Consider the following 26,705-nt stretch of genomic DNA (forward strand, 5'->3'; position numbering starts at 1 on the left):
TCCAGTCACCTCAAATTCAAAATTATATTAAGACAATTTTTAATAATTCCCATATCTTCTATACATTTTAACACTATAAAGAAAATCATGATGTACATGAATAAAATAGTATATAAGAATTTTTCAAAATTAATAAAGCACTTTCATGACTATTTATGTTACCCTATACGAGTACTGTAAAAAGTGAAAAATTCTTAAGTAAAGGAACTCATTATGAAATTCACAAAAGAAGAATGGCAAAACACAAATTTTAAATTAGATATGGATACAAGTCATTTAAACTTAGAAGAAATTATCAGTTTAAATGATAACTTAACAAATTCAGAAATTAATGAACTCTATTTGCCACTCATTAATTTTTTGACAAACAAAGTTAAATTCCATAAAGATTATTCATCTAACATTAACAACAAATTACATAACAAAAATAATACACCACCTTTTATTATTGGAATATCAGGAGGGGTTTCTGTAGGGAAAAGCACTGTCTCAAGACTGCTTTTAAACTTACTACAAGAATATAACGCGGACTGGAAAGTTGATCTGATTACGACTGATGGTTATATCATGCCTAAACAAGAACTCATCGATAAAGACTTACTTTCTAAAAAAGGATTTCCTGAAAGTTATGATACAAAAACATTAATCAGTCACTTAAAACAAATTAAGAACAACGAGCCTAACATTCCAACATACACGTATTCACATATCACATACGACCGTCTTAAGGACCAGTATCACAACATAGACTGTCCGGACATTCTTATTATAGAAGGCGTGAATATCTTCCAAGTAAGTCCACATGAAGAAGAACTCGTAAGTGATTATATTGATTACAAAATATATTTACACACAACAATAGAAAATATGAAGAAATGGTATCTCAATCGCTTCTTACTACTTCAAGAAGAAGCTTTCCAGAAGCCAGACTCACATTTCTATAAATATCGAGACATCCCAAAAGAAGAAGCCTTAAAAATAGCAACAGATCTATGGGACAATATTAACGAAGTCAATTTAATCAAAAATATCTTGCCAACTAAAAACAGAGCAGATCTCGTACTATATAAAAATCACGACCATGTTATAGAAAAACTGAAATTTAATAAATTTTAAGTTATTAGAATTGAGGTATAGTTATGAAAATATATCCTACTGAACAAATACTTAAATATTGGTCTGAAAATTACTATAATAATTTTGATTTATTTTTTGTTAAAGATATCCCTTTTGAAAATGAAGATGTAGTTATCACTCTTAAAGATGCATTTAAGACAACAAGTTCATTTAATATTGATACAAATAACTTATATGAGTTTTGGAATTTAAGTGATTACAATTATGTAATCCAAGCTTCTAAAGGATGGTTTGAAAATCTTAACAGAGATTCAAAAACATATATACTTCAGGAACAAGAAAGAGTTAACAATCCACTATTCTTAGAAGGTAACCTCATTACTTCACAAAAGTGGAGTCAATTAACAACAAATAAACAAAGACAGTTTTTCCAAAATAGAGTAGATAGATATTGTGATAATCACGTAACACAACATTCAACATTGCAATTACCCAATCATTTAAGTTCAATTGTTTCTACTTTTCCAAAACATCAAGGATCAAACTGTCTTTCAACAGTCCTTTATGCTATTACTAGTGATAAAAATATATTACAACAGTGGATAAAAGCAGATGCTTTTCTAACAAGCCTTAAATCTTTAAACTACGAATTAGTTTCAGAAGGAAGTCAAAACGGTGATGTAATTGTTTATTTAAAGAATAACGCCGTAGTACATGCCGCATATCAAATTGATGATGGTTTATTCATAAATAAAAATGGACAAACCATTTTTAATCCATATAAAATTGTAACTAAATCAGAGCTTGATAATGAATGGGGGAATTATCAAGAACACTACTATAGAAAAAATCAAAACCCTCTCTAGTCCTTGTCTAGAGAGGGTTTTTAGTGTTCCGGTAGTCTAAATGATTATAATTCTATTTTTAATTCTTTAACATATATTGCACTACCTGTAATCTCAATATTAAGCTGATTGTTTATATTATTCACATGCACATACACTTGTCCATCTTTTCCTATTTCTTGTCCTTGTTCAACGATTAGTTCAAGCGGATATTTAGTCGATGTATTTATATATTGAGCATAGTATGCGCCCATTACACCAGAAGCAGTTCCTGTAACGGGGTCTTCAGTCGTTCCTGAAAATGGTGAAGAAAAATGTCTTGCATGCATATTCAAGCCTTCTTTATATGTTTCCATACAGAAAGGATGAATTGAAGTTTTGGGTCTTTCTTTTAATATTTCTGGAAATAATTTATTTTGAGGAATCATTCTTTTACATACTTCTAGATTCCTAACAGGTACTAATAATGTCCATGCTCCTGTACTCCCATAAACAATCGGATAATCTGTTACTATATCTTTCTCATCAATTCCGATAGCATGAGCCAAATCTACTTTCGATCCATTGAACGCATCAAATTGAGGGCTAGCTTGTTGCATCGTTATATAAATATTATCATTTTCAACATTTAAAGTAATTGGTAAGATACCTGCATTCGTCTCTATTATAAATTCATTATTATCTTCTAATAATCCATGTTGTTTCATTGCCGCGATTGTTCCAATAGTAGCATGTCCACACAAATCCATTTCGTGACCTGGCGTAAAATATCGTATCCTAAAATCAGCACGGCTTGATTTTAAAGGGAATGCTGTTTCATTAAATCCAATTTGTTTCGCAACTTCTTGCATATCTTCATCTGTTAATCCTTCACTATCTAATACCACACCAGCAGGATTTCCTTTATTCGCTTCTAAACTAAATGCATCATAATGATATACACTAACCGACTTCATGAAACATCATCCTTTATTTATATTTAAATCATGACCATATTATTTCACAGATTCAATAATACCTACAACTTCTTCATATACATTAACCCTATCAAGCTGCTTTCGATAAACATTTTCCAGGAAATAAAATGTAGCTGCATTATCAGCTTCAAATATGTTTTCATTTTGTGCTAATAATAGAATAGGTTTATTATGTCCTATCGCAATACCTATTTCTGTATATGTCCCTTTACCTCCGGGCAATATAGCTAACAGTATATCTGAATTTTTCACTGCATCCGCTTCTGATTGACCAATTTTTCTTAAGTCCTCTTTATTAATTGCTTTATCATTCAGCGTCCAATTATAAGTATTTTGTAAGCCGTGTTGTTCTAAGCTCTTTATAAGTTTATTTACAACATTCTTATTTCCAAAACTACCTGCTACATAAAATTTTATCCCCATTTTTATTCTCCTTGTTGTGTTAATTCTAAGTATAACTTATTAAGGATTTCTTCTATTTTATCTTGAGTTACCTGACATTTTTGATTAAATTTTAGTCTAAAATACAATGTCTTCAAGAAATCTTTTATATTTTTCCTTATTCTAAAATAACTTAAATATACTTCTTCAGATTGATTTAAATCTGTTTGATTAACTGTCACGAATAACTCGCTTATCCAATTACTTAATTCTTGATCTGCAAGTCCTTTTTCAAGTAATGCTTCAATGATAAATGCTTGTCGCTCATCTTCATCATCTATATAGCAAGATAAATCAGTATTTAACTGATAAAGTTTTTTAGCGATGACCTTTAAGATCACTTTATTACAGTCACCTGAATAATTTTTAGATCTAACACATGTTGCAAGTAAATCTGATCCATGCGTAACACTATGCATCCATCCTGTCCCTTGTACATATCCTCTAACATCAGATTCCTTATCCATGTATTTAATCGCTATGTTTATAATCTTCTCGTAAATATCCTGAGGTAACTGTTCATGTTCTTCTAAATATTCAACAATGATTCCGATAATAAGTGCACTGAAACTTCTATCCAGCACAAGATGTTCAGTATCACTTTCGTTAACACTTCTTAAAACAAATTCACAATGCTCAAGTAACTGTAGCATTTGATAATCTTCCAATTTCCCACTTATAATTAAACGCGCAATTAAGTCAAAATTATCTTCACGAATATTGGCATTAAGATTTCCAATATTGGACATCATTAATTTAAAATCTTCTTCAGTTATTTGTTCATCAGGTAATGTATTTTTATATCTTTCAATTAATCCTTCGATTGTCATTAAGAACACATCCTTTAAGAATTAAATCTTTACTTAAATTCTAATTATCAAATGTTAAATTTGGCCATTGCTTATGCCATTGTTTTCGATTAATTCTATCCAAATAAACGTCATATCTACCAGAGTCATGATTAAAATATTGAGTTGGTGAAACAATACCGTTAAACAAGTCTTGAACACTGTAGTTATAATGTACTTCTAACTCACCATTTTTTATCCTAGCACAAATAGCTGTTGGCGCTTCTGTATAATGATCCACAGCATCCTTCGAATCAATATATTGAATAAAATCATTTTTCAAATGCATTCTCGCTTGATTTTTTACTGACCAAGGTATGCTAGAATCAATATCTCTTAATTGCTGTTCATATCGCTTCTCAATAGATTCATCTAGACAGTCAGCATCATAAAATATAACATCAACATCATTATATGGTGTCTTATCTGTATAATCATGAATCATATCCCAAATTTTATTTCTTATAAATCCCGCGCTAACCCACGAATCATTTAAATTCAGGCTTTCTACAACTTCTAAAATATAAATCATATCCGCATCACTTTTAATAAGGTCATAAATAGCCTTCATAAACACACATCCCATAAATTCTATTACTCATTATTATATTGTATTTTTACAATGAATGAAATGAGATGCATTGAAAACAACTACAGAAATAAAGAAAAAGCCAACATAACATGATATATGAAATGCTGGATTATTATTATATAATTTAATCAATATAAACTATCAAAAGATGGCCAGATATAAAGGATAAGTAGTTATGTATGAAAAGAAAACCAAAATTGAGCTTTGAAGAGCAAATTAAAAATTAAAATCATTAGGTATTTTATTTAACGAAATAAAAGAGGATGAAGCTAAAGAAATATTGAAATATAATACGTACTTATTTAAATTATCTTCATTCAGAAAAAATGTACCTAAAGATGATAGTGGAAATTATAATTTCGAATTTTCTGCATTATCAGATCTTGCGACTTTAGATATGAGATTACGTTACATATTATTACCTATGTGTTTAGATATAGAACATTCACTAAAAACAGACATTCTCAAAAAAATAACTAATGACGATACTTAAGATGGATACCAAATTATGCAAGATTTTATTAATAATCATCTAGGAAAAATTTATGATAATGAATCATACTTAGTATACACCACAGGTATAGGGGAAGATGTTATACTTGATTATATTGATATTATAAACAATAAGAAAGATGCACCTGATAGCTTTCAAAACGTAGTAAAAATCAATTAATATATTGGAGCTTTTTAATGTATAGAAAAATAAATTTATTCATCGTATTTCTCATTTTATTATTATCTATAATAACGACTTTCTTGGATCAAAAGACATCTTTTTTTAATAATTTAACCGCTTTGCTATATATACAGTTTGTTTTCTCTATTTCAGTAAACATATTTTTACTAAAATATATCTTTGACTTTGAAATTATTAGAAGATTATTAGATAGAACACACATTCTTTTCCAGTACTTTATTTATACAGCCTTTTTATTTCTGACAATGTTTATGTTTATTTCTTTTAATTTTACAAATATTAATTTATTAAGACTAATCTTTAGTTTATTATTCTTGTTTGTATTTAGTTTTTTAACTCAATTATTAATTTGTGAAACAATATCTAAAGTATATATAAGAAATAACAAGTCTATTTACTTCAGCGCACTAGTAATGTTTATACTATTTATACTTTTAATAATTCCAAATTATTTACAATAATATCGTTGTCATTATAAATAACAACTTTTCTATAAATCCAAACACAAAAAAACCCTCTAGCCTGATTGCTAAAGGGTTTTGCTATACGTTATATATTATTGTTCCTCTTTAACGTATGGTAATAAAGCCATGTGACGTGAACGTTTGATAGCTACAGTAAGCATACGTTGGTATTTTGCTGAAGTACCTGTTACACGACGTGGTAAGATTTTACCTCTTTCTGAGATAAACTTTTTAAGTAAATCTGTATCTTTGTAGTCGATATGTGTAATACCGTTTGCTGTGAAGTAACAAACTTTTTTACGACGACGACCACCTCTTCTTGGTCCACCTGCCATGATTGTGTTCCTCCCTTCTCGTTAAATGTTTATCAATTTATATTCGTTTCAATCAACTATTAGAACGGCAAATCATCATCACTGATATCAATTGGGCCATTAGCGTTTGCAAATGGATTACTTGATTGTTGATTATTTGACTGTTGATTTGAAGGTGCTTTTTGTCCTTGTTGTTGGTTACCACCAAAGTCTTGTCCATAATTTTGGAATTCGTTATTATTTTGGTTATATGATTGATTATCATTACCAGATTGACGTTGGTTTGCGCCTTTTGGTTCAAGGAATTGAACACTGTCACAAACAACTTCAGTTACATAAACACGACGACCTTCTTGGTTCTCGTAGCTACGAGATTGTAGACGACCTTCAACTCCTGCCAGACTACCTTTAGATAAGTAATTGTTTACATTCTCTGCGGGACGTCTAAATACAACACAGTTGATAAAGTCAGCTTCTCTTTCACCTTGCTGATTCGTATAAGTACGATTAATAGCTAAAGTAAAAGTAGCAACTTGAACGCCTGAGGGTGTTACTCTGTATTCCGGATCTTTAGTTAATCGACCGACTAATACAACACGATTAATCATTTAATCTCCCCCATTTTATAAGTTAAATTATTTTTCTTCTTCGCGTACTACGATGTGACGAATGATATCATCAGAGATTTTTGCTAAACGATCAAATTCACTGATAGCTTCGTCATTTTCAGACTTAACTCTAACGATGTTGTAGAAACCTTCTGTGAAGTCTTGGATTTCATAAGCTAAACGACGTTTACCCCAATCCTTTTCTTCGATGATTTCTGAACCGTTTGAAGATAAGATTCCTTTAAAACGCTCAACGACAGCTTTTCTAGCTTCGTCTTCGATATTTGGACGTACTACGTACATTACTTCATATGTTCTCATCAATTTACACCTCCTTGTGGTCTATGCGGCCTAATAACTCAGTATTAAGCAAGGAATAATTTTCATTACTCACAATCAAGAATTATAGCATAGAGTATTACTTTTTACAATCTTTTTCTCAATGATATCACAGAAAAAGCCAATAGTGCATAAACACTACTGGCCTTTATCTTACACATTAAATCTAAAGTGTACAACGTCTCCGTCTTTCATTAGGTATTCTTTACCTTCTAATCTTACTTTACCCGCTTCTTTAGCACCGTTCATACCGTTATTTGCTAATAAATCGTCATAACTTACGGTTTCTGCTCTTATGAAGCCTCTTTCGAAGTCTGTATGGATGATTCCTGCACATTGTGGTGCTGTCATGCCTTCTTTAAATGTCCATGCTCTTACTTCTTGTTCACCTGCTGTAAAGTATGTTGCTAATCCTAATAAGTTATATGATGCGCGGATTAATTTGTCTAATCCTGCTTCTTCTACGCCTAAATCTTCTAAGAACATTTCGCGGTCTTCGTCATCTAATGTTGCTAATTCTTCTTCGATTTTTGCTGAAATAACGATAACTTGTGAACCTTCGTTACTTGCGTATTCTTCGATTTTTTGTACGTATTCGTTATCTTCTGGACTTGCTACTTCATCTTCTGCTACGTTTGCTACATATAACATTGGTTTAGAAGTAAGTAAGCTTAAATGTTTCACGATTGCTTTTTCTTCTGGTGTGAATTCTAAACTTCTTACTGGGTTATTGTTTTCTAATGTTTCTTTAATTTTTGCTAATACTTTTTCTTCAACCACGGCATCTTTATCTTTTTGTTTTGCCATTTTTGCTACTCTTTCATAGCGTTTTTCTACTGATTCTAAGTCAGCTAATACTAATTCCATATTAATAACTTCAATATCATCGATTGGATCTACTTTTCCTGATACGTGCGTTACATTTTCATCAACAAATGCACGTACGACTTGGCAAATCGCATCTACTTCACGGATATGTGATAAGAATTTATTTCCTAATCCTTCACCTTTAGATGCACCTTTAACGATACCTGCAATATCTGTAAATTCGAATGCTGTTGGTACAGTTTTCTTAGGTTTTACTAATTTCGTTAATTCTTGTAAACGGTGGTCTGGTACTTCTACAATCCCTACGTTAGGGTCGATTGTTGCGAAAGGATAGTTCGCTGCAAGTGCTCCTGCTTTCGTAATTGCGTTAAATAATGTTGATTTACCTACGTTTGGTAATCCTACTATGCCAGCTGTTAATGCCATATTTTATTCACCTTGTCCTTTTACTAATATTTTTTTAATTTTTTTATTAAACTCTTGTCTTGGTAGCATAATACTACGAGAACATTCTTCACATTTTATTCTAACATCTGCACCGAGCCTTATAATTTTAAATCTATTATACCCACATGCGTGTTGTTTTTTCATTTCAACGATATCATTTAACTCATATGATTTGATCATATTTTTGCCTCCCGATTAGATGATTATTGAATGTTATTTGGATTATAAGAAACCATTGTTGGAATTGGCGCTTGAATACCTTCTTTATCGAAGAAAGATTTCACTTCTCTTCTTAAGATTCTTGCACCTGATGCATGTTCATTTGGTTCTGTTTCACCTGCTATTTTAATCGTTGCTTCCCCTGCCGTCACAGTTTCTACACCTAAAATTTCAGGATCTTTAATGAATATTTCATATCTTTCTTTAACTGTTGGTAAAAATTCATTTAACTTACTTTCAACTTCATCTAAATCTTCTTTAATAGATACAGGGATTTCTACGATAGCCATACCGTTATGAATTGAGAAGTTTACAATCTCATTCATTGTACCATTAGGAAGTATTGTTAAATCACCAGCAAATGATAATATTCTTGTAGATCTCATTCCTATTGATTGTACAGTACCTTCCGCAACAGTGGTACCTGTTGTATTAATTTTTACATAATCGCCAACATCAAATTGATTTTCGAAAATAATAAAAAAGCCCGTAATGACATCTTTCACTAAAGTTTGTGCGCCGAAACCAATTGCTAACCCTACAACACCGGCACCAGCAATAATACTTTCAACTCTTATGCCTAAATTGCTTAAAATCGTTGTCGCAACTATAAACCATACGACATAAGAAATAACATTTTGTAGTAAGTTAACCATTGTTTTAGCACGCTTGTTAGACTTCCCTACCCTCTTAGTTCCGTATTTCGTTGTAAAGAATTTCTCTACGACTTTATGAAGCACTTTAATAATGACGTAAGCTAATACAATGTAGAATATGCCGATTAATATTTGTTCTATCCACTTCTGCCAATTTTCTGGATCCATAAATGGGTCTATCAATTTATGGATGATGTTCATAATCTTATTCACTTTTACACCTCTTATTCTTCTAACAATAATTCTAATATTCTCTTATATTCATCTTCAGAATTAAATTCAAGAGAAATTTTACCTACTTTTTTAGTCTTAGAAATATCAATATTCGTTCCAAACTTTTCTTTTAATTGATATTCATGTTTAACTAAGAAATTAGGTTTCGGTTGTTTGGATTTCTTTTTCTTGTCTTGGCCATGAGCATTTAACTGTTTAATATATTCTTCTAATGCTCTAACACTCATATGTTCTTTTACAACTTTTTTAGCCACTTGATCTAATTGATGTTTCTTATCTAAACCAAGTAATGTTCTACCATGTGCACTTGATATTTTTTCTTCGTTGATTAATTTTTTTACACTTGGTGGTAAGTTGAGCAACCTTAAGACATTTGCAATGTATGATCTTGATTTCCCTAATCTATCTGCTACGTCTTGTTGTTTTAAGTTCAGTTCTTCCATCATCGTCGCATAACTTTTTGCTTCTTCTAGAGGTTTTAAATTTTCACGTTGAAGATTCTCTATAATAGCAAGTTCTAACATTTCTTCATCGGTTAAATTTTTAATGATTGCCGGTACTGAATCTTTGTTAGCTAATTGACTTGCTCTAAATCTTCTTTCACCTACTACGATGTCGTAACCTTTTATCGTTTCTCTTACGACGATAGGTTGCAACACACCATGCTGTGAAATAGACTGAGTTAAATCTCTCAAAGCTTCTTCATCAAAATAATCTCTCGGTTGATACGGATTCCTTCTTAATTTTTCTAAAGGAAGTTCAACAATTTTATCATGACTATGGTTATAAGAAATCTTATCTGTTAATGCTTGATTTCTTTCTTTCATTTCATCACCACGTTATTTATTCTCGTATGTTTCACGTAAAACATCCAAATTAGATTATAACAATTTTGAAAGGGATATGCACAAAAGAAAAGTTGAGCGATAAATTAAAATATTCAGAAAAGTTGTTGACAAAAAAATATACGCATAGTATTGTGTAATATATCAACAACGAAAACAAATAAAATCACGATAAAAAGGAAAGTAAATCTTACACTGCAATCATCAGAGAGTTCCCATTTGCTGAAAGGGGACATTGAAAGAAAGATTGAAAATGGCCTTGGAGTGGTGGCATCGATATTGAGGTGTCAACGGGATCGCCCGTTATAGCGATACAGTATTAAAGTCTCTTTAGCGATGATGGCGTACTGGAATTTGTTCACCAATTTTACTGCCATTATATCTTCTTGTAAGAGACTCGTACTTATAGAGGTAATGTCAGTAATGTCATTGCGAACAAAGGTGGTACCGCGAGCTAAGCTTTCGTCCTTTACATCCGATTTATTTCGGGTTTAAAGGACGGAAGCTTTTTTTATTTTTAAATTCATTAGGGAGGAAGGCTATTATGAAATCTACTCAACTCGCTCAAATTTCATTAACTAAAGACCATACTGGGGCTACTACAAACCCAATTTATCTTTCTACAGCCTATCAACATGAAAAATTAGGTTGTTCGACTGGTTTTGATTATACAAGAACAAAAAATCCAACTCGCTCAAACTTTGAAGATGCATTTGCCAAACTTGAAGGTGGTAAATACTCATTTGCAACATCAAGTGGTATGGCTAGTATCCAATTAGTTTGTAACTTATTTAAACCAAATGATGAAATCTTAGTGTCATTCGACTTATATGGTGGCACATTTAGATTATTTGAATTTTATGAAAAACAATACAACATCAAATTTAAGTACATAGACTTTTCAAATATTGATGAAGTAAACGCATCTATTAATGAACATACACGTGCATTCTTTATTGAACCCATTTCAAATCCGTTAATGTTCTCAGTAGATTTAAATCCTTTATATGAAATTGCACAAGCAAGAAATATATTAACGATTATAGATAACACGTTCTTAACACCATACTTATCAACACCTTTAAAAGACGGTGCTGACATCGTCTTACATTCTGCTACAAAGTACATAAGTGGTCATAATGATGTGTTAGCTGGCATTGTCACTGTAGCAGATGACTACTTAGGTGAAGTGCTTGGCCAATTTCATAATATGATCGGTGCAACACTTTCACCATTCGATAGTTATTTATTACTGAGAGGCTTAAAGACATTACATTTACGACTTGACCGTTCTACTGAAAATGCTCAAAAGTTAGCACATTCACTACAATCTGTTGAAAGCATTGATGAAGTCCTTTACTCAGGTCAAACCGGAATGTTAAGTATCCGTTTAAACAATGCATATAGCGTTGATAGCTTCTTACAAAATATTAAATTATGTATATTTGCTGAAAGTCTTGGCGGTACTGAAACATTTATCACTTTCCCATATACACAAACACATGTAGATATGGCAGATGAAGAAAAAGATAAACGCGGTATTGATGAATATTTACTCCGTTTATCTATTGGAATAGAAGATTACGAAGATATTTACGAAGACATACTACAAGCCTTAAAAAATTCAAGAAAAGAAGGAGTGTCAATATGAGCTATTCAAAAGAAACGTCTTTAATATTGGATTCCACTAGAGGTAATGAGCACTTATCAAGCAATCAACCATTATACTATTCATCGACTTACCATCAAGAAACTTTAGGGGGCAATCAAGAATTTGACTATGCACGCAGTGGTAACCCTAATAGAAAGTTACTTGAAGAAAAGTTAGCAGATTTAGAAGGCGGTAATTACGGATTTGCATTTAGTTCAGGAATTGCTGCAATAACAGCTGTCTTCTTAACATTGAAACCAGGAGACCACGTGATTCTTCCAGATGATGTTTACGGCGGAACGTTCAGACTAACTGAACAAATTCTTAAGAAATTTGAAATAGAATTTACAACTGTCGATCAAACAGACTTACAAAATATCAAAGAAGCTGTTCAAGATAATACGAAATTGATCTATGTTGAAACACCTTCTAACCCACTCTTTAAAGTGACAGATATTGATGGAGTTAGCCAAATTGCACGTAAACACGACGCACTATTAGCTGTCGATAATACATTTATGACACCCTTAGGACAATCACCATTGAAACTAGGTGCTGACATCGTCGTTCATTCAGCTACAAAATTCTTAGGTGGTCACAGTGACCTCATAGCTGGAGCAGTAGTCGTGAATGACCCAGAACTTAAAAATGAAATTTACCTTATTCAAAATGGTACAGGTTCAGGATTAAGTGTTTATGATTCTTGGACACTTGCTAAGCATTTAAAGACATTACCAATTAGATTTAAACAATCTGTTTATAACACAGAACAAATTTATAGATATTTAATCGATAATGAAGCAATTGAAACAGTCTATTATCCAATCACAAATGACACACATTTAAGACAAGCTAAAAATGGCGGTGCCGTGCTCGGATTCAGACTTAAAGATGAATCAAAAGCACAAGCATTTGTTGACCATCTTAATATCCCACTTGTATCTGTAAGCTTAGGTGGTGTAGAAACGATTCTTTCTCACCCAGCTACAATGAGTCACGCAGCCATCCCTGAAGAAGTGAGAGCTAAACGTGGTATCACTAACGGATTATTTAGATTGTCAGTCGGCTTAGAAGATGTCAAAGAATTGATTACAGATATCGATTGGGCATTAAAGGAGGCTACATATGATTCTAAAAGAAGCGTTAAAGAGCCAAATTTTATTAGCTGACGGAGCAATTGGAACCATCCTCTACTCTGAAGGATTGGATACTTGCCCAGAAAGTTATAATTTGACACATCCTAACAAGATAGAACAAATTCACCGTTCATATATTGAAGCTGGTGCAGATATTATTCAAACAAACACGTACGGTGCAAATTTTGAGAAGCTTCAAGATTTTAATTTAGAACATCGCGTAAAAGAAATTCATCGAGAAGCTGTTCAAATCGCTAAAAGAGCGAGCAACGACCATACGTTTATTCTAGGTACGGTAGGCGGTTTTCGTAATATCAAAAAGAGTAACTTATCAATTGAAGCTATTCAATATCACACAGAGATTCAAATTGAAACACTTGTTAATGAAGGTGTAGATGGTATTTTATTTGAAACATACTACGATTTAGAAGAATTACTTGCTGTCTTAAAAGATACAAAAGCAAGATACGACATTCCGATTATTGCTCAACTAACAGCTAGTAATACAAATTATTTGAGAAATGGCACACCTATACCAGATGCATTAAAAACATTAGTAAACGCCGGTGCAGATGTCGTTGGTTTAAATTGTCATCACGGTCCATACCATATGATTAAGACATTTAAACATATTGACTTACCTGATCATGCTTACCTTTCATGTTATCCAAATGCAAGTTTACTGGATTTAGAAGACAACGACTTGAAATACAATAACAACTCAGATTACTTTTCAGATGCAGCTAAAGAGCTCGTTAACCAAGGCGTCAGATTAATAGGTGGATGTTGTGGTACTACACCGGAACATATTAAAAAAATAAAGAATGTCGTCAAAGATTTAAAGCCTATCAAGCATAAAAATGTTATACCAATCGAAACAAAACAGTACAAAAAGCAAAATAAAGAAGAACCTAGTATTAAAGAGCTTGTTCAACAAAGACCAACCGTTATTGTTGAATTAGACACACCTAAACATTTAGATACGAATAAATTTTTCGATGGGATACAAGCCCTTGAAGATACAGGTGTAGATGCGGTCACGCTTGCTGATAATTCATTAGCGAGTGTAAGAATTTCTAACATTGCCGCAGCAAGTGTCATTAAACAAAAATATAAAATTAGACCACTCGTACACTTAGCTTGCCGTGATAGAAACTTAATCGGCTTGCAATCTCACCTAATGGGCCTTTCATTACTTGGTATTAATGACATCTTAACGATTACGGGCGACCCTTCTAAAGTGGGTAACTTCCCTGGCGCAACAAGTGTATTCGACGTTAATTCTAGCGGATTAGCTGAAATTATTACTCAGTTTAATCAAGGTATAAACGCCGATGGAGACACATTGAGAAGCAATACGAACTTCTCTGTTGCAGGTGCATTCAATCCAAATGTAAGACGACTAGAGCCAGCAGTCAAAAGATTAGAAAAAAAGATTGAATCTGGAATGGAATACTTTATTACACAACCGATTTATGAACCTGAAAGAGTTAAAGAAATATATGAAGCAACTAAACATATAGAAGCGCCGATTTTCATTGGTATTATGCCAATTACGAATTACAATAACGCACTCTTCTTACACAACGAAGTACCTGGTATTAAACTATCAGATACGGTGCTAAACGCCTTTGAAAAAGTCAAAGATGACAGAGATGCAACAAGAGAGCTCAGTATTAATTTGAGTAAACAATTGATTGATGCAGTACACCAATATTTTAATGGCTTGTACTTAGTTACACCATTTTTAAAATATGATTTAACAGTTGAATTAGCAAATTATTCACAACTAAAAACTGGAACACAAACCAAGGAGGCAATATTATGACAATTAAAACATCAAATTTAGGATTCCCAAGACTAGGTAAGAAAAGAGAATGGAAAAAAGCCATCGAAAGTTACTGGGCTAAAAAAATAGATAAAGCCGAATTAGATCAAACGTTGCAGGATTTACACAAAGAAATTTTAACAATTCAGAAAGAACATCATGTTGATCATATCCCTACTGGTGATTTCTCACTATATGACCACGTGTTAGATACATCATTACTATTTAACATTATTCCAGAACGTTTCCAAGGACGTCCTGTAGATGACGATTTATTATTCGATATTGCACGTGGTAACAAAGATCATGTTGCAAGTGCGTTAATCAAATGGTTCAACACAAACTACCACTACATCGTACCTGAATGGGACAACGTGTCACCTCAATTAAATAAAAATGTGTTACTTGAGAAATTCAACTTTTCTAAAGAAGTTGGTGTAACATCTCATCCAGTTATTCTTGGACCTGTTACATACGTAGCATTATCTAAAGGTGGCGACCAAAGTTTCGACGAAAAAGTAAGAACACTTTTACCGTTATATAAAGAAGTATTCAAGCAATTAACTAATGCTGGCGCTGAATACATCCAAGTAGATGAGCCAATTCTAGTAACAGACGGTGCAGCTGATCTTCAAGATATTACGAAAGAAGCATATGAATTCTTTAACGAAGCGGCACCTGCTGCGAAACTTGTCTTACAAACATATTTCGAACGCGTAGATTTAAACTTTGTTGGTCAACTACCAGTCTATGGTTTCGGTTTAGATTTTGTACATGACAATGGCTTTAACTTACAACAAATCAAAGATGGCTTATTCCCTAAAGAAAAAGCTTTATTCGCTGGTATCGTTGATGGTAGAAATGTTTGGTCAACTAATATTGAAGAGAAGAAAGCTTTAATCGAAACATTACAATCTTATACAGATGAATTAGTTATTCAACCATCTTCTTCATTATTACATGTACCAGTTACTTTAGAAGAAGAAACATTAGACGACTCAGTTCGTGAAGGTTTAAGCTTTGCGACTGAAAAATTAGACGAACTATATGCTTTAAAACAATTATTTAACGAAAATGATGACACTTTATATAACGAATTAAAAGCGCAATATGAACGCTTTGAAAGTCAATCATTCAAACAACTAGAATATGACTATGATTCAGTTAAATCAGAACGTACAACACCATTTAAAGAAAGAAAAGTCTTACAAGATCAAGTATTAAATTTACCAGACTTACCAACAACAACGATTGGTTCATTCCCTCAATCAAGAGAAGTACGTAAATACCGTGCTGATTGGAAAAACAATCGTATTTCAGATGAAAAATACGAAGAATTCGTACAAAATGAAATTAAACGTTGGATTGAAATTCAAGAAGAAATTGGATTAGACGTATTAGTACACGGTGAATTTGAACGTAATGACATGGTTGAATTCTTCGGTGAAAAGCTAAACGGATTCTTAGTAACTAAGTTTGGTTGGGTTCAATCATATGGTTCTCGTGCCGTTAAGCCACCAATCATTTACGGAGATGTTAAATGGACAGCACCATTAACAGTTAAAGAGACATTATATGCTCAAAGTTTAACTGACAAACCTGTTAAAGGTATGCTTACAGGTCCAGTTACAATCTTAAACTGGTCATTCGAACGTGTGGATATCCCACGTAGCGAAGTTCAAGATCAAATCGCATTAGCCATTAATGAAGAAGTTCTAGCACTTGAAGAAGCGGGTATTAAAGTCATCCAAGTAGACGAACCTGCATTGCGCGAAGGCTTACCTTTACGTTCTGAATACCATGAAGATTATTTAAATAAAGCTGTACATTCATTCAAATTATCAACTTCTTCAGTACAAGATTCAACACAAATTCATACACATATGTGCTACTCACAATTTGGTCAAATCATCCATGCGATCAAATCATTAGATGCTGATGTTATCTCAATCGAAACTTCAAGAAGTCATGGTGACTTAATCAAAGATTTTGAAGATATCACATATGACTTAGGTATCGGTTTAGGTGTATATGATATTCATAGCCCTCGTATACCTACAGAAGAAGAAATTACAGTTGCAATCGATAGAGCACTTCAAGAAATTGACCGTTCTCTATTCTGGGTAAACCCTGATTGCGGATTGAAGACAAGACAAGAAGAAGAAGTAAAACAAGCTTTAACTGTATTAGTAAATTCAGTAGAAAAATTACGTCAAGACAATACAGTTAAACAACCTAACTAATAAATGAGGTGATGTTATGTCATATCCATTATGGAACTCGCTAAATCAACTGAAAGAATATAAATGGGTAGATTTAACGCATACATTTGATTCAGAATCTCCACATTTTTCAGCTTTTGAAAATGCAGAAACAAAAACATTATATAAAGTTAAAGATGACGGTTTCTTTGCCCAATCATGGCAATTTCCTACACAATATGGCACGCATATAGATGCACCTATACATTTTGTAGAACATAAACGATATTTACATGAACTCGGTTTACAAGAAACAGTCTTACCTTTAATCGTGTTAGATTTCTCAAAAGAAGTAGCCCAAGATTCAGATTTCAGACTAACTAAAGAACACATTCTTCAATGGGAATCTGAAAATGGACCAATTGAAAGTGGAACGTTTGTCGCATTTAGAAGTGACTGGTCAAAGAAATGGCCAGATAAAGAGCAATTTGAGAACAAAGACAATGGTGGTCATGAACATCTCCCAGGATGGTCATTAGACGCACTTAAATACTTGTTTGAAGAGAGAAAGATCAAGTCAATCGGACATGAAACATTTGATACTGATGCTTCAGTAGACATCCGTAAAAATAATGACATTGTCGGTGAACGATACGTACTTGGTTTAGATACTTTTCAAATAGAACTGTTAACCGGATTAGACGAACTACCAACTCGTGGTTCAATTATATTAGCCATTAGCCCTAAACCTAAAAATGCACCCGGATTCCCTGTCCGCGCATTTGCTATTACCCCTAAATAATAGCACTGCCATATGATATTTTTGAGCGAGTATCGTATGGCAGACTACCTTCCCTATATTAAATATATAAAAAGCACCTTTCGATGGAGATCGAAAGGTGCTTTTACTGTTTAATATTTAGATACGGGTGATCCACCGATTTGATAATCTATTTCTATCGCATTTTCACTATTTTTACGATATAAATAATAGAAATACATAGACCATAAAATCGTCAAACCAGCTGACAACCAATAACTAAGTGATAAATCCATCCCAAATCCAATTGGTTGGCTTAATATATACGTGAATATATTCCATGTCATAAATAAAGCAGGTATTAAAGCGACATAGAAATTCTTTTTAGATAGTAATAAATACATAGCGCCTATCCATAGAGCGATAACAGCTGTTGTTTGGTTTGCCCAAGAGAAGTATCTCCAAAGTATTGTGAAGTCTACTCTCGTTAAAATAAAACTAATAACAAACATAGGTATCGCAATTGCGAAGCGATTCATTACTTTTTTCTGACCGAAATTAAAATAATCAGCTAAAATCATTCTCGCACTTCTAAACGAAGTATCACCACTTGTTATTGGTAATACAATAACACCTAGAATCGCTAATGTTCCAAATACAGAACCTAATAACATAGTAGAAGCCTCACTCACTACAAGCGCCGCTTCACCTTTCGCTAACACTTCTTGTAGACCACCATAGCCACCAAATAAACTCATAGCAGCCGCAGCCCAAATCATCGCAATAATACCTTCAGCAATCATCATACCGTAGAATATTTTACGACCATTTTTCTCATTATTCGTCGTTCTAGAAATAATCGGTGATTGTGTCGCATGGAAACCAGATAAAGCACCACAAGTAATCGTAAAGAATAATAAAGGAAAAATTGGCGCCGAATCAGGATGCATATTTTTCAAAGTTAGTTCCGGAATTTCTGCACCAGTCATAATTAATCGTACAAAGATTCCTACTGCAGAAATCATCAAGATGAAACCAAATATCGGATAAACTTTACCAATAATTTTGTCGATAGGTAGCACTGTTGATAAGAAATAATATAAGAAAATAACAAAAATAATAATACCTAAAGCCACTCTACCATCCATTAAAGAATGTAATAGTAATGCCGGACTCGTAACAAATACCGTACCTGTTAATAACAATAGTAATAGTGTAAAGACGTTTACGAGATGTCTCATCACATTACCTAAGAACTTACCAGCTAATTCAGGTAAATGAGCCCCCTTATTACGGATAGAAATCATACCTGTTAAATAATCATGAACAGCACCAGCAAATATAGACCCTAATACAATCCAAATAAAAGCAACTGGTCCATATAAAGCACCCATAATCGGTCCAAATATCGGTCCAACCCCTGCAATATTTAACAATTGAATCAATGAGTTCTTATTTGTCGACATCGGAACAAAATCAATATTATCCCTTTGATCATGAGCAGGCGTCGGACGTTCATCCTTAACACCAAACATTTTTTCAATATACTTGCCATATGTAAAATAACCTATAACTAATAAAACGATAGAAACTAAAAATGTAATCATTAAAATCCCCCTTTTAAATGAAAACGTTTACAGAAAAGTATAAATGACTTTTTTACAAATAACAATAATATATCGGAAATTTACAGAAATTCTATATGTAAACATAAAAAAGAGTTTGGGATATTTTATAATGTCCCAAACTTTATATATTATTTCTTCTTATAAACTTTAATCGTAATTTCATAGAAGTCTTTATGTTCTTCATCAATTCGCTTGATTTTAATACCCTCTTTTTCAACATTTTTAATGCTTTGTTCGAGTGAATCAAGTGCTTCTGTGATGTCTTGTTCGAATTGAAATTGTTTTGCTTTTACTTTTTCAGAGCCGCGTATTTTCTTAACGCGATCTTCTGTTTGTTTAACGTTTAAGTTCTGAGATTGTATGGATGTTAAGACTTCTTGCTGCCCTTCATCATCTAAACCTAACAATGCTCTTGCATGTCTTTCTGTTATTTCACCTTTTTGTAATGAAATAATAATAGGTTCTGATAATTTGAGCAGTCTTAATTTATTGGCTATAAATGACTGGCTCTTACCCATACTAACTGCTAAATCATGTTGTGTAATATCTTCTAAATCCAGCAATTTCTTATAGGCTTCCGCTTCTTCTATAGCTGATAAATTTTCTCTTTGTATATTTTCAATTAGTGCAACGGCTGCTGTTTCTTTGTCATTTAATGGTTTAATAATAACTTCAGTTTCTGGTAAATCGTTATATTTCATTGCACGAAATCTTCGCTCACCTGCTATGATTTCATACATACCTTCTTCAATTGGACGAACAACAATAGGTTGTAATAATCCATGTTCTTTTATAGATTGTGCGAGTTCTTTAATTTTAGATTCATCGAATACTTTTCTCGGTTGATAACGGTTTGGCACTATTCTTTCTGTTGATATGACTGCCACATTACCTTCAGCTCGTGCTTCTTCTATGTGTTCTAATTCTTTGTCTTTAAGTCCAAATAATTTAGAAAAAGGCTTTTTCATCTCAATATACCTACTTTCGTTCATACATATTTCCCAGGAATTATTTTGTTAAAGGTTCTTTGTTTGGTGTTCCTGGCTTTCTTGGATACTTCTTAGGTGTTTGTCTTAATTTATCTATCGTAATGATCTGTCTCATACTTTCTTCAAGAGGTAGCGTAAATTCATTTACTGTTTTTACTTCTCCACCTAAGACAGAAATTGCAAATTGTGCATCTTCTAACTCTTCATTACCTTGTGAGCCTTTTAATGCTACAAATTGACCGCCCTTTTTCACTAAAGGTAGACATAATTCACTTAATACAGATAATCGTGCTACTGCTCTTGCAGTTACAAGATCAAAGCTTTCTCGGTACTGTTGTGATTTACCGAATGTTTCTGCTCTATCATGTACAAAGTTTACTTTATCTAAGTCTAATGATGCAGCTAATTCATTTAAAAATTTAATTCTTTTATTTAATGAATCTACTATCGTAATTTGCAAGTGTGGATATACGATTTTTAAAGGGATACTCGGAAATCCAGCGCCTGCCCCTACATCACAAATCGTTTCAATTTCATTAAAATCTATATAAAAGCTTGGTGTCACTGAATCAAAGAAGTGTTTCAAGTACACTTCTTCTTTTTCAGTAACTGCTGTTAAGTTAATTTTTTCGTTCCACTCTACTAACATCTCAAAGTATGTTTCAAATTGACTAATTTGTTTATCTGATAATGTTATACCTGATTCTTTTAACGTATCAATAAAAGTTTGTTCATTCATGTTAGTTCACCTTCTGAATTTTACCTTGTTCAATGTACACAAGTAAAATCGAAATATCTGCAGGGTTTACACCTGAAATACGAGAAGCTTGTGCAATATCAAGTGGCTTAACTTCTTTAAGTTTTTGACGTGCTTCAGTCGCTAAACTATTGATTGCATCATAATCGATATTTTCAGGAATTTTTTTATCTTCCATACGTTTCATTTTTTCAACTTGTGCTAATGATTTTTGGATATAACCTTCGTATTTCGTTTGAATTTCTACTTGTTCTTGTACGTCTTCATCTACTGGTGAAGTTTCTTGTAAGATTTCCATAATAGCTGCGTAATCCATTTCTGGTCTACGTAATAGATCTAAAGCTAATATACCGTCTTTAAGCGCTGTTCCACCGCGACTTTCGATAACACTTTGTGTATGTGCATTCGGTTTAATACGAATACCTCTTAATCTTTCTTGTTCAGCTGAAATTGCTTCACGTTTTTGATTAAATTTAGCGTAACGTTCTTCAGAAATCATACCAATTTCATAACCGATATCTGTCAGTCTTAAGTCTGCATTATCATGTCTTAATAATAGACGATGTTCTGCTCTAGAAGTTAATAAACGGTATGGTTCGTTCGTACCTTTTGTAACTAAATCATCAATTAACACACCGATATAAGCATCTGAACGACGTAATATAACGTCTTCTTTACCTAATACTTTACCAGCAGCGTTGATACCTGCCATTAAACCTTGTCCTGCCGCTTCTTCATATCCTGAAGTACCATTAATTTGACCCGCAGTAAATAAGTTTGTAACGACTTTCGTTTCCAGTGTTGGCCATAATTGTGTTGGCACAATTGCATCATATTCAATTGCGTAACCGGCACGCATCATGTCTGCTTTTTCAAGTCCTGGAATTGTTTCTAACATTTTACGTTGAACATGTTCAGGTAAACTTGTTGATAGACCTTGTACGTATACTTCTTGTGTCTTACGTCCTTCTGGCTCTAAGAACAATTGGTGTCTTGGTTTATCATTGAATCTAACAAATTTATCTTCAATTGAAGGACAATATCTTGGACCTGTACCTTTAATCATACCTGAGTACATAGCAGATAAATGTAAATTATCGTCGATAACTTTATGCGTTTGTTCATTTGTATATGTTAACCAACAAGGTAATTGATCTAAAATGTATTCTGTCGTTTCATAACTGAACGCACGTCCTACTTCATCACCTGGTTGAATTTCTGTTTTGCTGTAATCTATTGTATTACCATTAACACGTGGAGGCGTACCAGTCTTGAATCTCACGATATCAAAGCCTAATTCTTTCAAGTGTTCAGCTAATTTAATAGATGGCATTTGGTGGTTTGGTCCACTTGAATATTTCAAGTTACCTAAAATAATTTCACCACGTAAAAATGTACCTGTCGTTAATACAACAGCATCCGCTTCATAAGTTGAGCCGATAACCATTTCTACACCTTTAACTTTATTATCTTCTATAATTAAACGTTCAACCATACCTTGCATAATATCAAGATTTGGTTCATCTTCAATCACACGTTTCATTTCTTCTTGATACAATACTTTATCTGCTTGTGCACGTAATGCTCTTACAGCTGGACCTTTACCAGTGTTTAACATACGCATTTGAATGTGTGTCTTATCGATTGTCTTAGCCATTTGACCACCAAGCGCATCGATTTCTCTTACAACAATTCCTTTAGCTGGACCACCAACTGATGGATTACATGGCATAAATGCTACACTATCAAGGTTAATTGTAAGCATTAGTGTTTTTGCACCACGTCTTGCAGAAGCTAAACCAGCTTCCACACCTGCATGTCCAGCGCCGACAACAATAACATCATATTTTTGTGTCAAAATTTTTCCTCCTTTTTATTTTCCGAGACAGAATTGACTAAACAGTTGGTCAATTAGTGAATCACTTGCTTCTTCACCAATTACTTCACCGAGCAATTCCCAAGTTTTGATTAAATCTATTTGTACGATATCTATAGGTACACCGTCTTCAGCAGATTGAATTGCATCATTTATAGATGTCTTAGCGTCTTTTAATAATGCTATATGTCTTGAATTTGAGACATATGTCATATCTTGTGCTTGTACTTGTCCACCAAAGAATAACTCTGAAATCTTCTGTTCAAGTTCTTCAATACCTTGTTGTTCAACCATAGAAGTTTGAACTAAAGGATGGTCGCCTATCATTGCTTTTAATTCATCAATATCTAACTTCTGTTCTAAGTCCATTTTGTTTATAATCACAATCACATCTTCATCTTTAATGACATCAAATAGCTGATAGTCATTTTCCGTTAATGCTTCATTATAATTAAGAACAAATAAAATTAAATCTGCTTCTGATAAAGCTTTTCTTGATCTTTCTACACCTATTTTTTCTACGATGTCTTCTGTTTCACGAATACCTGCAGTATCCACTAATCTTAATGGTACACCACGAACATTGACGTATTCTTCTAATACATCTCTTGTTGTACCAGCTACTTCAGTAACAATCGCTTTATTATCTTGAATCAAGTTGTTAAGCATAGAACTTTTACCTACGTTTGGTTTCCCAACAATGACTGTTGATAGACCTTCGCGCATAATTTTACCTTGCTGGCCTGTTCTTAATAATTGATCGATTTCATTTTCAATATGCCTTGATTCTTTTAATAAGAATTTAGTCGTAGCTTCTTCTACGTCATCGTATTCAGGATAATCAATATTCACTTCTACTTGAGCAAGTATTTCTAATATGGACTGTCTTAAGCCTTTAATAAGACTACTTAGACGTCCTTCCATCTGACCTAAGGCTACCTTCGATGCGCGTTCCGTCTTAGAACGGATGAAATCCATAACCGCTTCTGCTTGAGACAAGTCAATACGTCCGTGTAAGAATGCTCGTTTCGTAAACTCACCTGGTTCTGCCATTCTAGCACCATTAGATAACGTTAACTCAAGTACACGATTAACTGTTACTAAACCACCATGACAATTTATTTCAACGATGTCTTCTCTCGTAAAAGTCTTTGGTGCTTTCATAACAGCAACCATGACTTCTTCTACGACTTCATCAGTCTCAGGATCAATAATATGACCATAATTAATTGTATGTGATGCCACTTCAGTAATTTGTTTCTTACCTTTATATATACGATTAGCAATATTTAAGGCATCCGGACCACTTAATCGTACGATTGCTATTGCACCTTCACCCATAGGCGTTGAGATACTTGTAATTGTATCTAAATCCATGATATTCTCCTCCACCATTAATAACTATTCTATTGATTGTAAATGGTTTTGTAATATTTTTCGAATATATTGTTCGAAAAAATGCGGAGCGAGATGACTCACTCCGACTATTTTTATTTATTCTTAATGACTAAATATCGATGTGGTTCTCTTCCTTCAGAGTATGTTTCGATATTTTCAATTTTACTGACTGCTTGATGCATAATTTTACGTTCAAAGTTTGGCATAGGTTCTAATTTAACCGGTCTCTTTGTCTGAGTTGCTTTCTTAGCCATATTAAGCGCCAATTTTTCTAACGTTTCTTTACGCTTTTCTCGATATGATTCGATATCTAATATAAGCGTATAATAACCTTTAACAAATTGATGCATATAATTTTGACCTACTATTTGTAAGGCGTTTAAAATTTGACCACGCTTACCTATTATATAAGCAGCATTGTTGGAAGTCATATTAATATAAATTGTATTAGACTTAATTTCATATGAACCATCTACATCAATATCCATTTCTCTTATGATATTAAGTACATAATCTAAAGTGTTTTGTGCCACTTCATTTAATGAATCTTTTTTCTGATTGCGATCTTCACGTATGCCTGTTTCTGACTGAATATCTTTTTCTTCTATTATTGTGTCTTCTTGATGTGTCACTTCATCTGTTAATGGTCTATCGTCCTCTTCGACCGACTCGTGACGATTTTTTAATGCTTCAATTGATTCAAACTGTTTAAGTTCTGGATCGATTACAGTTAGTTCAATTTGTGCATCTTGTTTCATAAATCCAAAAATACCTTTTTTACCTTCATTAATAACATCAATTCTTACTTGTTGTTCTTGAACATTCAAATCTTCTAAACCTTGTTGTAGTGCTTGTTCTACTGATTGTCCTTCATAGCGCGATTTAAGCATGCTGCAACCTCCTAGTAATATATCAATACTTAGGGAATACGTTTATTAAAAACTTTAGCAATCTTCAATACATGCTCTAGACTCTTCTGTGTTTCAATGACTTTTAAATCAACAGCTTGGTTTCGAGCGATAACAATGATGTCTTTAGGAATAATATTTTCTTTATGATTCTTAAAACATTCTCTAATGGACCTTTTAATTCTATTTCTTGTAACAGCATTACCCATTTTCTTTGAAACACTTATACCTAATCTAAAGTGATCAAGATCATTTTCAGCTGTGTAAATAACAAATTGTCTATTAGCGACTGACTTACCTTTTTTATAAATTCTTTGAAAATCATTATTTTTCTTAATTCGATAAGCCTTTTCCACAAACATCCACTCCACAATACATCACTTAATTATTGTTTATTATACAAAACAATTCCTTCAATTAAAACAAAAAAAAGACCACTGCTCTTCAGTGATCTTAAGCTGATAATACTTTTCTACCTTTACGACGACGGCGAGCTAATACTTTACGGCCGTTTTTAGAACTCATGCGTGCACGGAAACCGTGTACTTTACTATGTTTACGTTTATTTGGTTGATACGTACGTTTTACCATTTAAGAACACCTCCATTAATTATTCTTAACATCTAATTCTACATTAGATTATCATTTGTATGATATTCATTTATATATATCAGAAGATTAGTTTCAAAATTATTTATACCATACGTGTGATTTGTCACAATTTCAATAACTACTAAACTATAACAAATCAGATTTTAAAAATCAAGAAGAAATTTACAACTTCTATTTATTAAGTTATCCACTTATTCACAATACATAACCAACTTTTTGTGGATAAATTGATCAAGATATATTCTTATTCACAGTATAATCTCATCAAACAGCACATATTCACAGGTATTTGACAACTCGATTTGTTTAAAAGTATAATTGTGTGGATAAGTTATACAAAGCATTGATATTACTGTGATTATTTCATAAATATTTACGTGTAAAGATTGTGGACAAGAGAATTATAAAGTGTAGTTATCCACCGTTTGTGTGTAAGTTGTGGATAATAATTCACAACCTGTGATTTTCTTTATCAACAATCTTATTTTATGTGTATAACTTAATAAATTTAAATGAGAAAGAGGACTTTT

Annotated in this window: 26 protein-coding genes, 1 pseudogene and 1 other annotated feature; of the genes and pseudogenes, 8 read left to right on the forward strand and 19 right to left on the reverse strand. The window is 32.8% G+C overall.

The annotated features are described in order from the left end of the window. Positions 1 to 213 precede the first annotated feature (213 nt). Together coaA and MHH94_RS14095 are read left to right on the forward strand one after the other, a co-directional pair. Entirely contained in the window at positions 214 to 1,116 is a 903-nt protein-coding gene (gene coaA, locus MHH94_RS14090; RefSeq protein ID WP_048542921.1) for a type I pantothenate kinase, read from the forward strand. A gap of 23 nt (positions 1,117 to 1,139) precedes the next feature. Next, a complete protein-coding gene (locus tag MHH94_RS14095) occupies positions 1,140 to 1,943 on the forward strand; it encodes a hypothetical protein (protein ID WP_107609483.1) in 804 nt (267 codons plus the stop codon). Between the two features lie 44 nt (positions 1,944 to 1,987). Here the strand turns inward: MHH94_RS14095 and MHH94_RS14100 are convergent, their stop codons facing one another. From MHH94_RS14100 to MHH94_RS14115, 4 genes are read right to left on the reverse strand one after another with little or no spacing between them, the layout of a single operon-like run. After that, positions 1,988 to 2,878, reverse strand: coding sequence for a PhzF family phenazine biosynthesis isomerase (locus MHH94_RS14100; RefSeq protein WP_078354861.1), 891 nt, complete (start codon positions 2,876 to 2,878; stop codon positions 1,988 to 1,990). Positions 2,879 to 2,917: 39 nt separating this feature from the next. After that, the gene (locus MHH94_RS14105; protein WP_078354860.1) at positions 2,918 to 3,322 is read right to left on the reverse strand and encodes a nucleoside 2-deoxyribosyltransferase; all 405 of its coding nucleotides are present in this window, start codon (positions 3,320 to 3,322) and stop codon (positions 2,918 to 2,920) included. Between the two features lie 2 nt (positions 3,323 to 3,324). After that, positions 3,325 to 4,170 (reverse strand): DUF2785 domain-containing protein, encoded by an 846-nt coding sequence (locus MHH94_RS14110; protein WP_107609482.1) that lies wholly within the window; start codon positions 4,168 to 4,170, stop codon positions 3,325 to 3,327. Positions 4,171 to 4,210: 40 nt separating this feature from the next. Next, positions 4,211 to 4,759, reverse strand: a complete 549-nt coding sequence (locus MHH94_RS14115) for a nucleotidyltransferase family protein (RefSeq protein ID WP_158259709.1) — start codon at positions 4,757 to 4,759, stop codon at positions 4,211 to 4,213. Positions 4,760 to 4,959: 200 nt separating this feature from the next. Here MHH94_RS14115 and MHH94_RS14120 point away from each other — a divergent pair. Further along, a pseudogene (locus tag MHH94_RS14120) lies at positions 4,960 to 5,270 on the forward strand (Abi family protein); the annotation flags it as partial. A gap of 763 nt (positions 5,271 to 6,033) precedes the next feature. Here MHH94_RS14120 and rpsR read toward each other — a convergent pair. The 7 genes from rpsR to MHH94_RS14155 all read right to left on the reverse strand — a co-directional run bounded on the left by rpsR (position 6,034) and on the right by MHH94_RS14155 (position 10,413). Continuing rightward, positions 6,034 to 6,276, reverse strand: coding sequence for a 30S ribosomal protein S18 (rpsR, locus tag MHH94_RS14125; protein WP_025906198.1), 243 nt, complete (start codon positions 6,274 to 6,276; stop codon positions 6,034 to 6,036). A gap of 59 nt (positions 6,277 to 6,335) precedes the next feature. Beyond that, positions 6,336 to 6,863: a single-stranded DNA-binding protein gene (gene ssb / locus MHH94_RS14130; protein WP_025906200.1), complete on the reverse strand. Its 528-nt coding sequence runs from the start codon at positions 6,861 to 6,863 to the stop codon at positions 6,336 to 6,338. Between the two features lie 27 nt (positions 6,864 to 6,890). Then, positions 6,891 to 7,184 carry a 30S ribosomal protein S6 gene (rpsF, locus tag MHH94_RS14135; RefSeq protein ID WP_025906202.1) on the reverse strand — a complete coding sequence of 98 codons (294 nt, stop codon included), beginning with the start codon at positions 7,182 to 7,184 and terminating at the stop codon, positions 6,891 to 6,893. Between the two features lie 171 nt (positions 7,185 to 7,355). Continuing rightward, on the reverse strand, positions 7,356 to 8,456 hold the full coding sequence (gene ychF, locus MHH94_RS14140; protein ID WP_058590728.1) for a redox-regulated ATPase YchF: 1,101 nt from the start codon (positions 8,454 to 8,456) through the stop codon (positions 7,356 to 7,358). 3 nt (positions 8,457 to 8,459) lie between these two features. Next, complete coding sequence (locus MHH94_RS14145) at positions 8,460 to 8,657, reverse strand: DUF951 domain-containing protein (RefSeq protein ID WP_025906204.1); 198 nt, start codon at positions 8,655 to 8,657, stop codon at positions 8,460 to 8,462. 23 nt (positions 8,658 to 8,680) lie between these two features. After that, complete coding sequence (locus MHH94_RS14150; protein WP_025906205.1) at positions 8,681 to 9,565, reverse strand: mechanosensitive ion channel family protein; 885 nt, start codon at positions 9,563 to 9,565, stop codon at positions 8,681 to 8,683. A gap of 11 nt (positions 9,566 to 9,576) precedes the next feature. Then, positions 9,577 to 10,413 carry a ParB/RepB/Spo0J family partition protein gene (locus tag MHH94_RS14155; protein ID WP_070368812.1) on the reverse strand — a complete coding sequence of 279 codons (837 nt, stop codon included), beginning with the start codon at positions 10,411 to 10,413 and terminating at the stop codon, positions 9,577 to 9,579. 180 nt (positions 10,414 to 10,593) lie between these two features. Then, positions 10,594 to 10,904, forward strand: a binding site (T-box leader). A gap of 71 nt (positions 10,905 to 10,975) precedes the next feature. Between MHH94_RS14155 and MHH94_RS14160 the strand changes: the two genes are divergently transcribed. The 5 genes from MHH94_RS14160 to MHH94_RS14180 are packed head-to-tail and all read left to right on the forward strand — an operon-like array spanning position 10,976 to position 18,049. After that, positions 10,976 to 12,082, forward strand: coding sequence for a PLP-dependent transferase (locus MHH94_RS14160; protein WP_078354857.1), 1,107 nt, complete (start codon positions 10,976 to 10,978; stop codon positions 12,080 to 12,082). Further along, positions 12,079 to 13,251, forward strand: coding sequence for a cystathionine beta-lyase MetC (gene metC, locus MHH94_RS14165; RefSeq protein WP_088592619.1), 1,173 nt, complete (start codon positions 12,079 to 12,081; stop codon positions 13,249 to 13,251). The genes MHH94_RS14160 and metC overlap by 4 nt, the downstream gene beginning before the upstream one ends. Next, the gene (locus tag MHH94_RS14170) at positions 13,208 to 15,046 is read left to right on the forward strand and encodes a bifunctional homocysteine S-methyltransferase/methylenetetrahydrofolate reductase (RefSeq protein WP_119469368.1); all 1,839 of its coding nucleotides are present in this window, start codon (positions 13,208 to 13,210) and stop codon (positions 15,044 to 15,046) included. The genes metC and MHH94_RS14170 overlap by 44 nt, the downstream gene beginning before the upstream one ends. Continuing rightward, positions 15,040 to 17,289 (forward strand): 5-methyltetrahydropteroyltriglutamate--homocysteine S-methyltransferase, encoded by a 2,250-nt coding sequence (metE, locus tag MHH94_RS14175; protein WP_119469369.1) that lies wholly within the window; start codon positions 15,040 to 15,042, stop codon positions 17,287 to 17,289. The genes MHH94_RS14170 and metE overlap by 7 nt, the downstream gene beginning before the upstream one ends. A gap of 16 nt (positions 17,290 to 17,305) precedes the next feature. Continuing rightward, positions 17,306 to 18,049 (forward strand): cyclase family protein, encoded by a 744-nt coding sequence (locus tag MHH94_RS14180; RefSeq protein WP_119469370.1) that lies wholly within the window; start codon positions 17,306 to 17,308, stop codon positions 18,047 to 18,049. Positions 18,050 to 18,159: 110 nt separating this feature from the next. On the opposite strand, the gene MHH94_RS14185 is transcribed toward MHH94_RS14180, so the two are convergent. The 8 genes from MHH94_RS14185 to rpmH all read right to left on the reverse strand — a co-directional run bounded on the left by MHH94_RS14185 (position 18,160) and on the right by rpmH (position 26,154). Further along, a complete protein-coding gene (locus MHH94_RS14185; protein ID WP_048542897.1) occupies positions 18,160 to 19,614 on the reverse strand; it encodes a carbon starvation CstA family protein in 1,455 nt (484 codons plus the stop codon). A gap of 149 nt (positions 19,615 to 19,763) precedes the next feature. Beyond that, positions 19,764 to 20,603 (reverse strand): nucleoid occlusion protein, encoded by an 840-nt coding sequence (gene noc, locus MHH94_RS14190; RefSeq protein WP_107609116.1) that lies wholly within the window; start codon positions 20,601 to 20,603, stop codon positions 19,764 to 19,766. A gap of 40 nt (positions 20,604 to 20,643) precedes the next feature. Beyond that, positions 20,644 to 21,363: a 16S rRNA (guanine(527)-N(7))-methyltransferase RsmG gene (gene rsmG / locus MHH94_RS14195; RefSeq protein WP_107603083.1), complete on the reverse strand. Its 720-nt coding sequence runs from the start codon at positions 21,361 to 21,363 to the stop codon at positions 20,644 to 20,646. Position 21,364: 1 nt separating this feature from the next. Then, entirely contained in the window at positions 21,365 to 23,239 is a 1,875-nt protein-coding gene (mnmG, locus tag MHH94_RS14200; RefSeq protein WP_048542892.1) for a tRNA uridine-5-carboxymethylaminomethyl(34) synthesis enzyme MnmG, read from the reverse strand. Positions 23,240 to 23,254: 15 nt separating this feature from the next. After that, a complete protein-coding gene (gene mnmE / locus MHH94_RS14205) occupies positions 23,255 to 24,634 on the reverse strand; it encodes a tRNA uridine-5-carboxymethylaminomethyl(34) synthesis GTPase MnmE (protein ID WP_025906217.1) in 1,380 nt (459 codons plus the stop codon). A 113-nt stretch (positions 24,635 to 24,747) separates the two neighbouring features. Next, on the reverse strand, positions 24,748 to 25,545 hold the full coding sequence (gene jag / locus MHH94_RS14210) for an RNA-binding cell elongation regulator Jag/EloR (protein WP_107609115.1): 798 nt from the start codon (positions 25,543 to 25,545) through the stop codon (positions 24,748 to 24,750). Positions 25,546 to 25,574: 29 nt separating this feature from the next. Then, positions 25,575 to 25,919: a ribonuclease P protein component gene (gene rnpA, locus MHH94_RS14215; RefSeq protein WP_025906220.1), complete on the reverse strand. Its 345-nt coding sequence runs from the start codon at positions 25,917 to 25,919 to the stop codon at positions 25,575 to 25,577. Between the two features lie 97 nt (positions 25,920 to 26,016). Further along, positions 26,017 to 26,154, reverse strand: a complete 138-nt coding sequence (rpmH, locus tag MHH94_RS14220; RefSeq protein WP_016999186.1) for a 50S ribosomal protein L34 — start codon at positions 26,152 to 26,154, stop codon at positions 26,017 to 26,019. Positions 26,155 to 26,705 lie beyond the last annotated feature (551 nt).

It is taken from the genome of Mammaliicoccus sp. FSL K6-3158, assembly GCF_038005105.1.
Lineage (GTDB): Bacteria > Bacillota > Bacilli > Staphylococcales > Staphylococcaceae > Mammaliicoccus > Mammaliicoccus sciuri.

Excerpts from the sequence above, each read along its gene's own strand:
- noc (WP_107609116.1), bottom strand. The coding sequence starts at position 20,603 with ATGAAAAAGCCTTTTTCTAAATTATTTGGACTTAAAGACAAAGAATTA.
- rpmH (WP_016999186.1), bottom strand. The coding sequence starts at position 26,154 with ATGGTAAAACGTACGTATCAACCAAATAAACGTAAACATAGTAAAGTA.
- MHH94_RS14100 (WP_078354861.1), bottom strand. The coding sequence starts at position 2,878 with ATGAAGTCGGTTAGTGTATATCATTATGATGCATTTAGTTTAGAAGCG.
- MHH94_RS14095 (WP_107609483.1), top strand. The coding sequence starts at position 1,140 with ATGAAAATATATCCTACTGAACAAATACTTAAATATTGGTCTGAAAAT.
- coaA (WP_048542921.1), top strand. The coding sequence starts at position 214 with ATGAAATTCACAAAAGAAGAATGGCAAAACACAAATTTTAAATTAGAT.
- MHH94_RS14160 (WP_078354857.1), top strand. The coding sequence starts at position 10,976 with ATGAAATCTACTCAACTCGCTCAAATTTCATTAACTAAAGACCATACT.
- MHH94_RS14145 (WP_025906204.1), bottom strand. The coding sequence starts at position 8,657 with ATGATCAAATCATATGAGTTAAATGATATCGTTGAAATGAAAAAACAA.
- ychF (WP_058590728.1), bottom strand. The coding sequence starts at position 8,456 with ATGGCATTAACAGCTGGCATAGTAGGATTACCAAACGTAGGTAAATCA.
- MHH94_RS14110 (WP_107609482.1), bottom strand. The coding sequence starts at position 4,170 with ATGACAATCGAAGGATTAATTGAAAGATATAAAAATACATTACCTGAT.
- MHH94_RS14105 (WP_078354860.1), bottom strand. The coding sequence starts at position 3,322 with ATGGGGATAAAATTTTATGTAGCAGGTAGTTTTGGAAATAAGAATGTT.
- MHH94_RS14170 (WP_119469368.1), top strand. The coding sequence starts at position 13,208 with ATGATTCTAAAAGAAGCGTTAAAGAGCCAAATTTTATTAGCTGACGGA.
- jag (WP_107609115.1), bottom strand. The coding sequence starts at position 25,545 with ATGCTTAAATCGCGCTATGAAGGACAATCAGTAGAACAAGCACTACAA.
- mnmE (WP_025906217.1), bottom strand. The coding sequence starts at position 24,634 with ATGGATTTAGATACAATTACAAGTATCTCAACGCCTATGGGTGAAGGT.
- rpsF (WP_025906202.1), bottom strand. The coding sequence starts at position 7,184 with ATGAGAACATATGAAGTAATGTACGTAGTACGTCCAAATATCGAAGAC.
- rpsR (WP_025906198.1), bottom strand. The coding sequence starts at position 6,276 with ATGGCAGGTGGACCAAGAAGAGGTGGTCGTCGTCGTAAAAAAGTTTGT.
- ssb (WP_025906200.1), bottom strand. The coding sequence starts at position 6,863 with ATGATTAATCGTGTTGTATTAGTCGGTCGATTAACTAAAGATCCGGAA.
- MHH94_RS14180 (WP_119469370.1), top strand. The coding sequence starts at position 17,306 with ATGTCATATCCATTATGGAACTCGCTAAATCAACTGAAAGAATATAAA.
- metC (WP_088592619.1), top strand. The coding sequence starts at position 12,079 with ATGAGCTATTCAAAAGAAACGTCTTTAATATTGGATTCCACTAGAGGT.
- MHH94_RS14155 (WP_070368812.1), bottom strand. The coding sequence starts at position 10,413 with ATGAAAGAAAGAAATCAAGCATTAACAGATAAGATTTCTTATAACCAT.
- MHH94_RS14115 (WP_158259709.1), bottom strand. The coding sequence starts at position 4,759 with ATGAAGGCTATTTATGACCTTATTAAAAGTGATGCGGATATGATTTAT.
- rsmG (WP_107603083.1), bottom strand. The coding sequence starts at position 21,363 with ATGAATGAACAAACTTTTATTGATACGTTAAAAGAATCAGGTATAACA.
- MHH94_RS14185 (WP_048542897.1), bottom strand. The coding sequence starts at position 19,614 with ATGATTACATTTTTAGTTTCTATCGTTTTATTAGTTATAGGTTATTTT.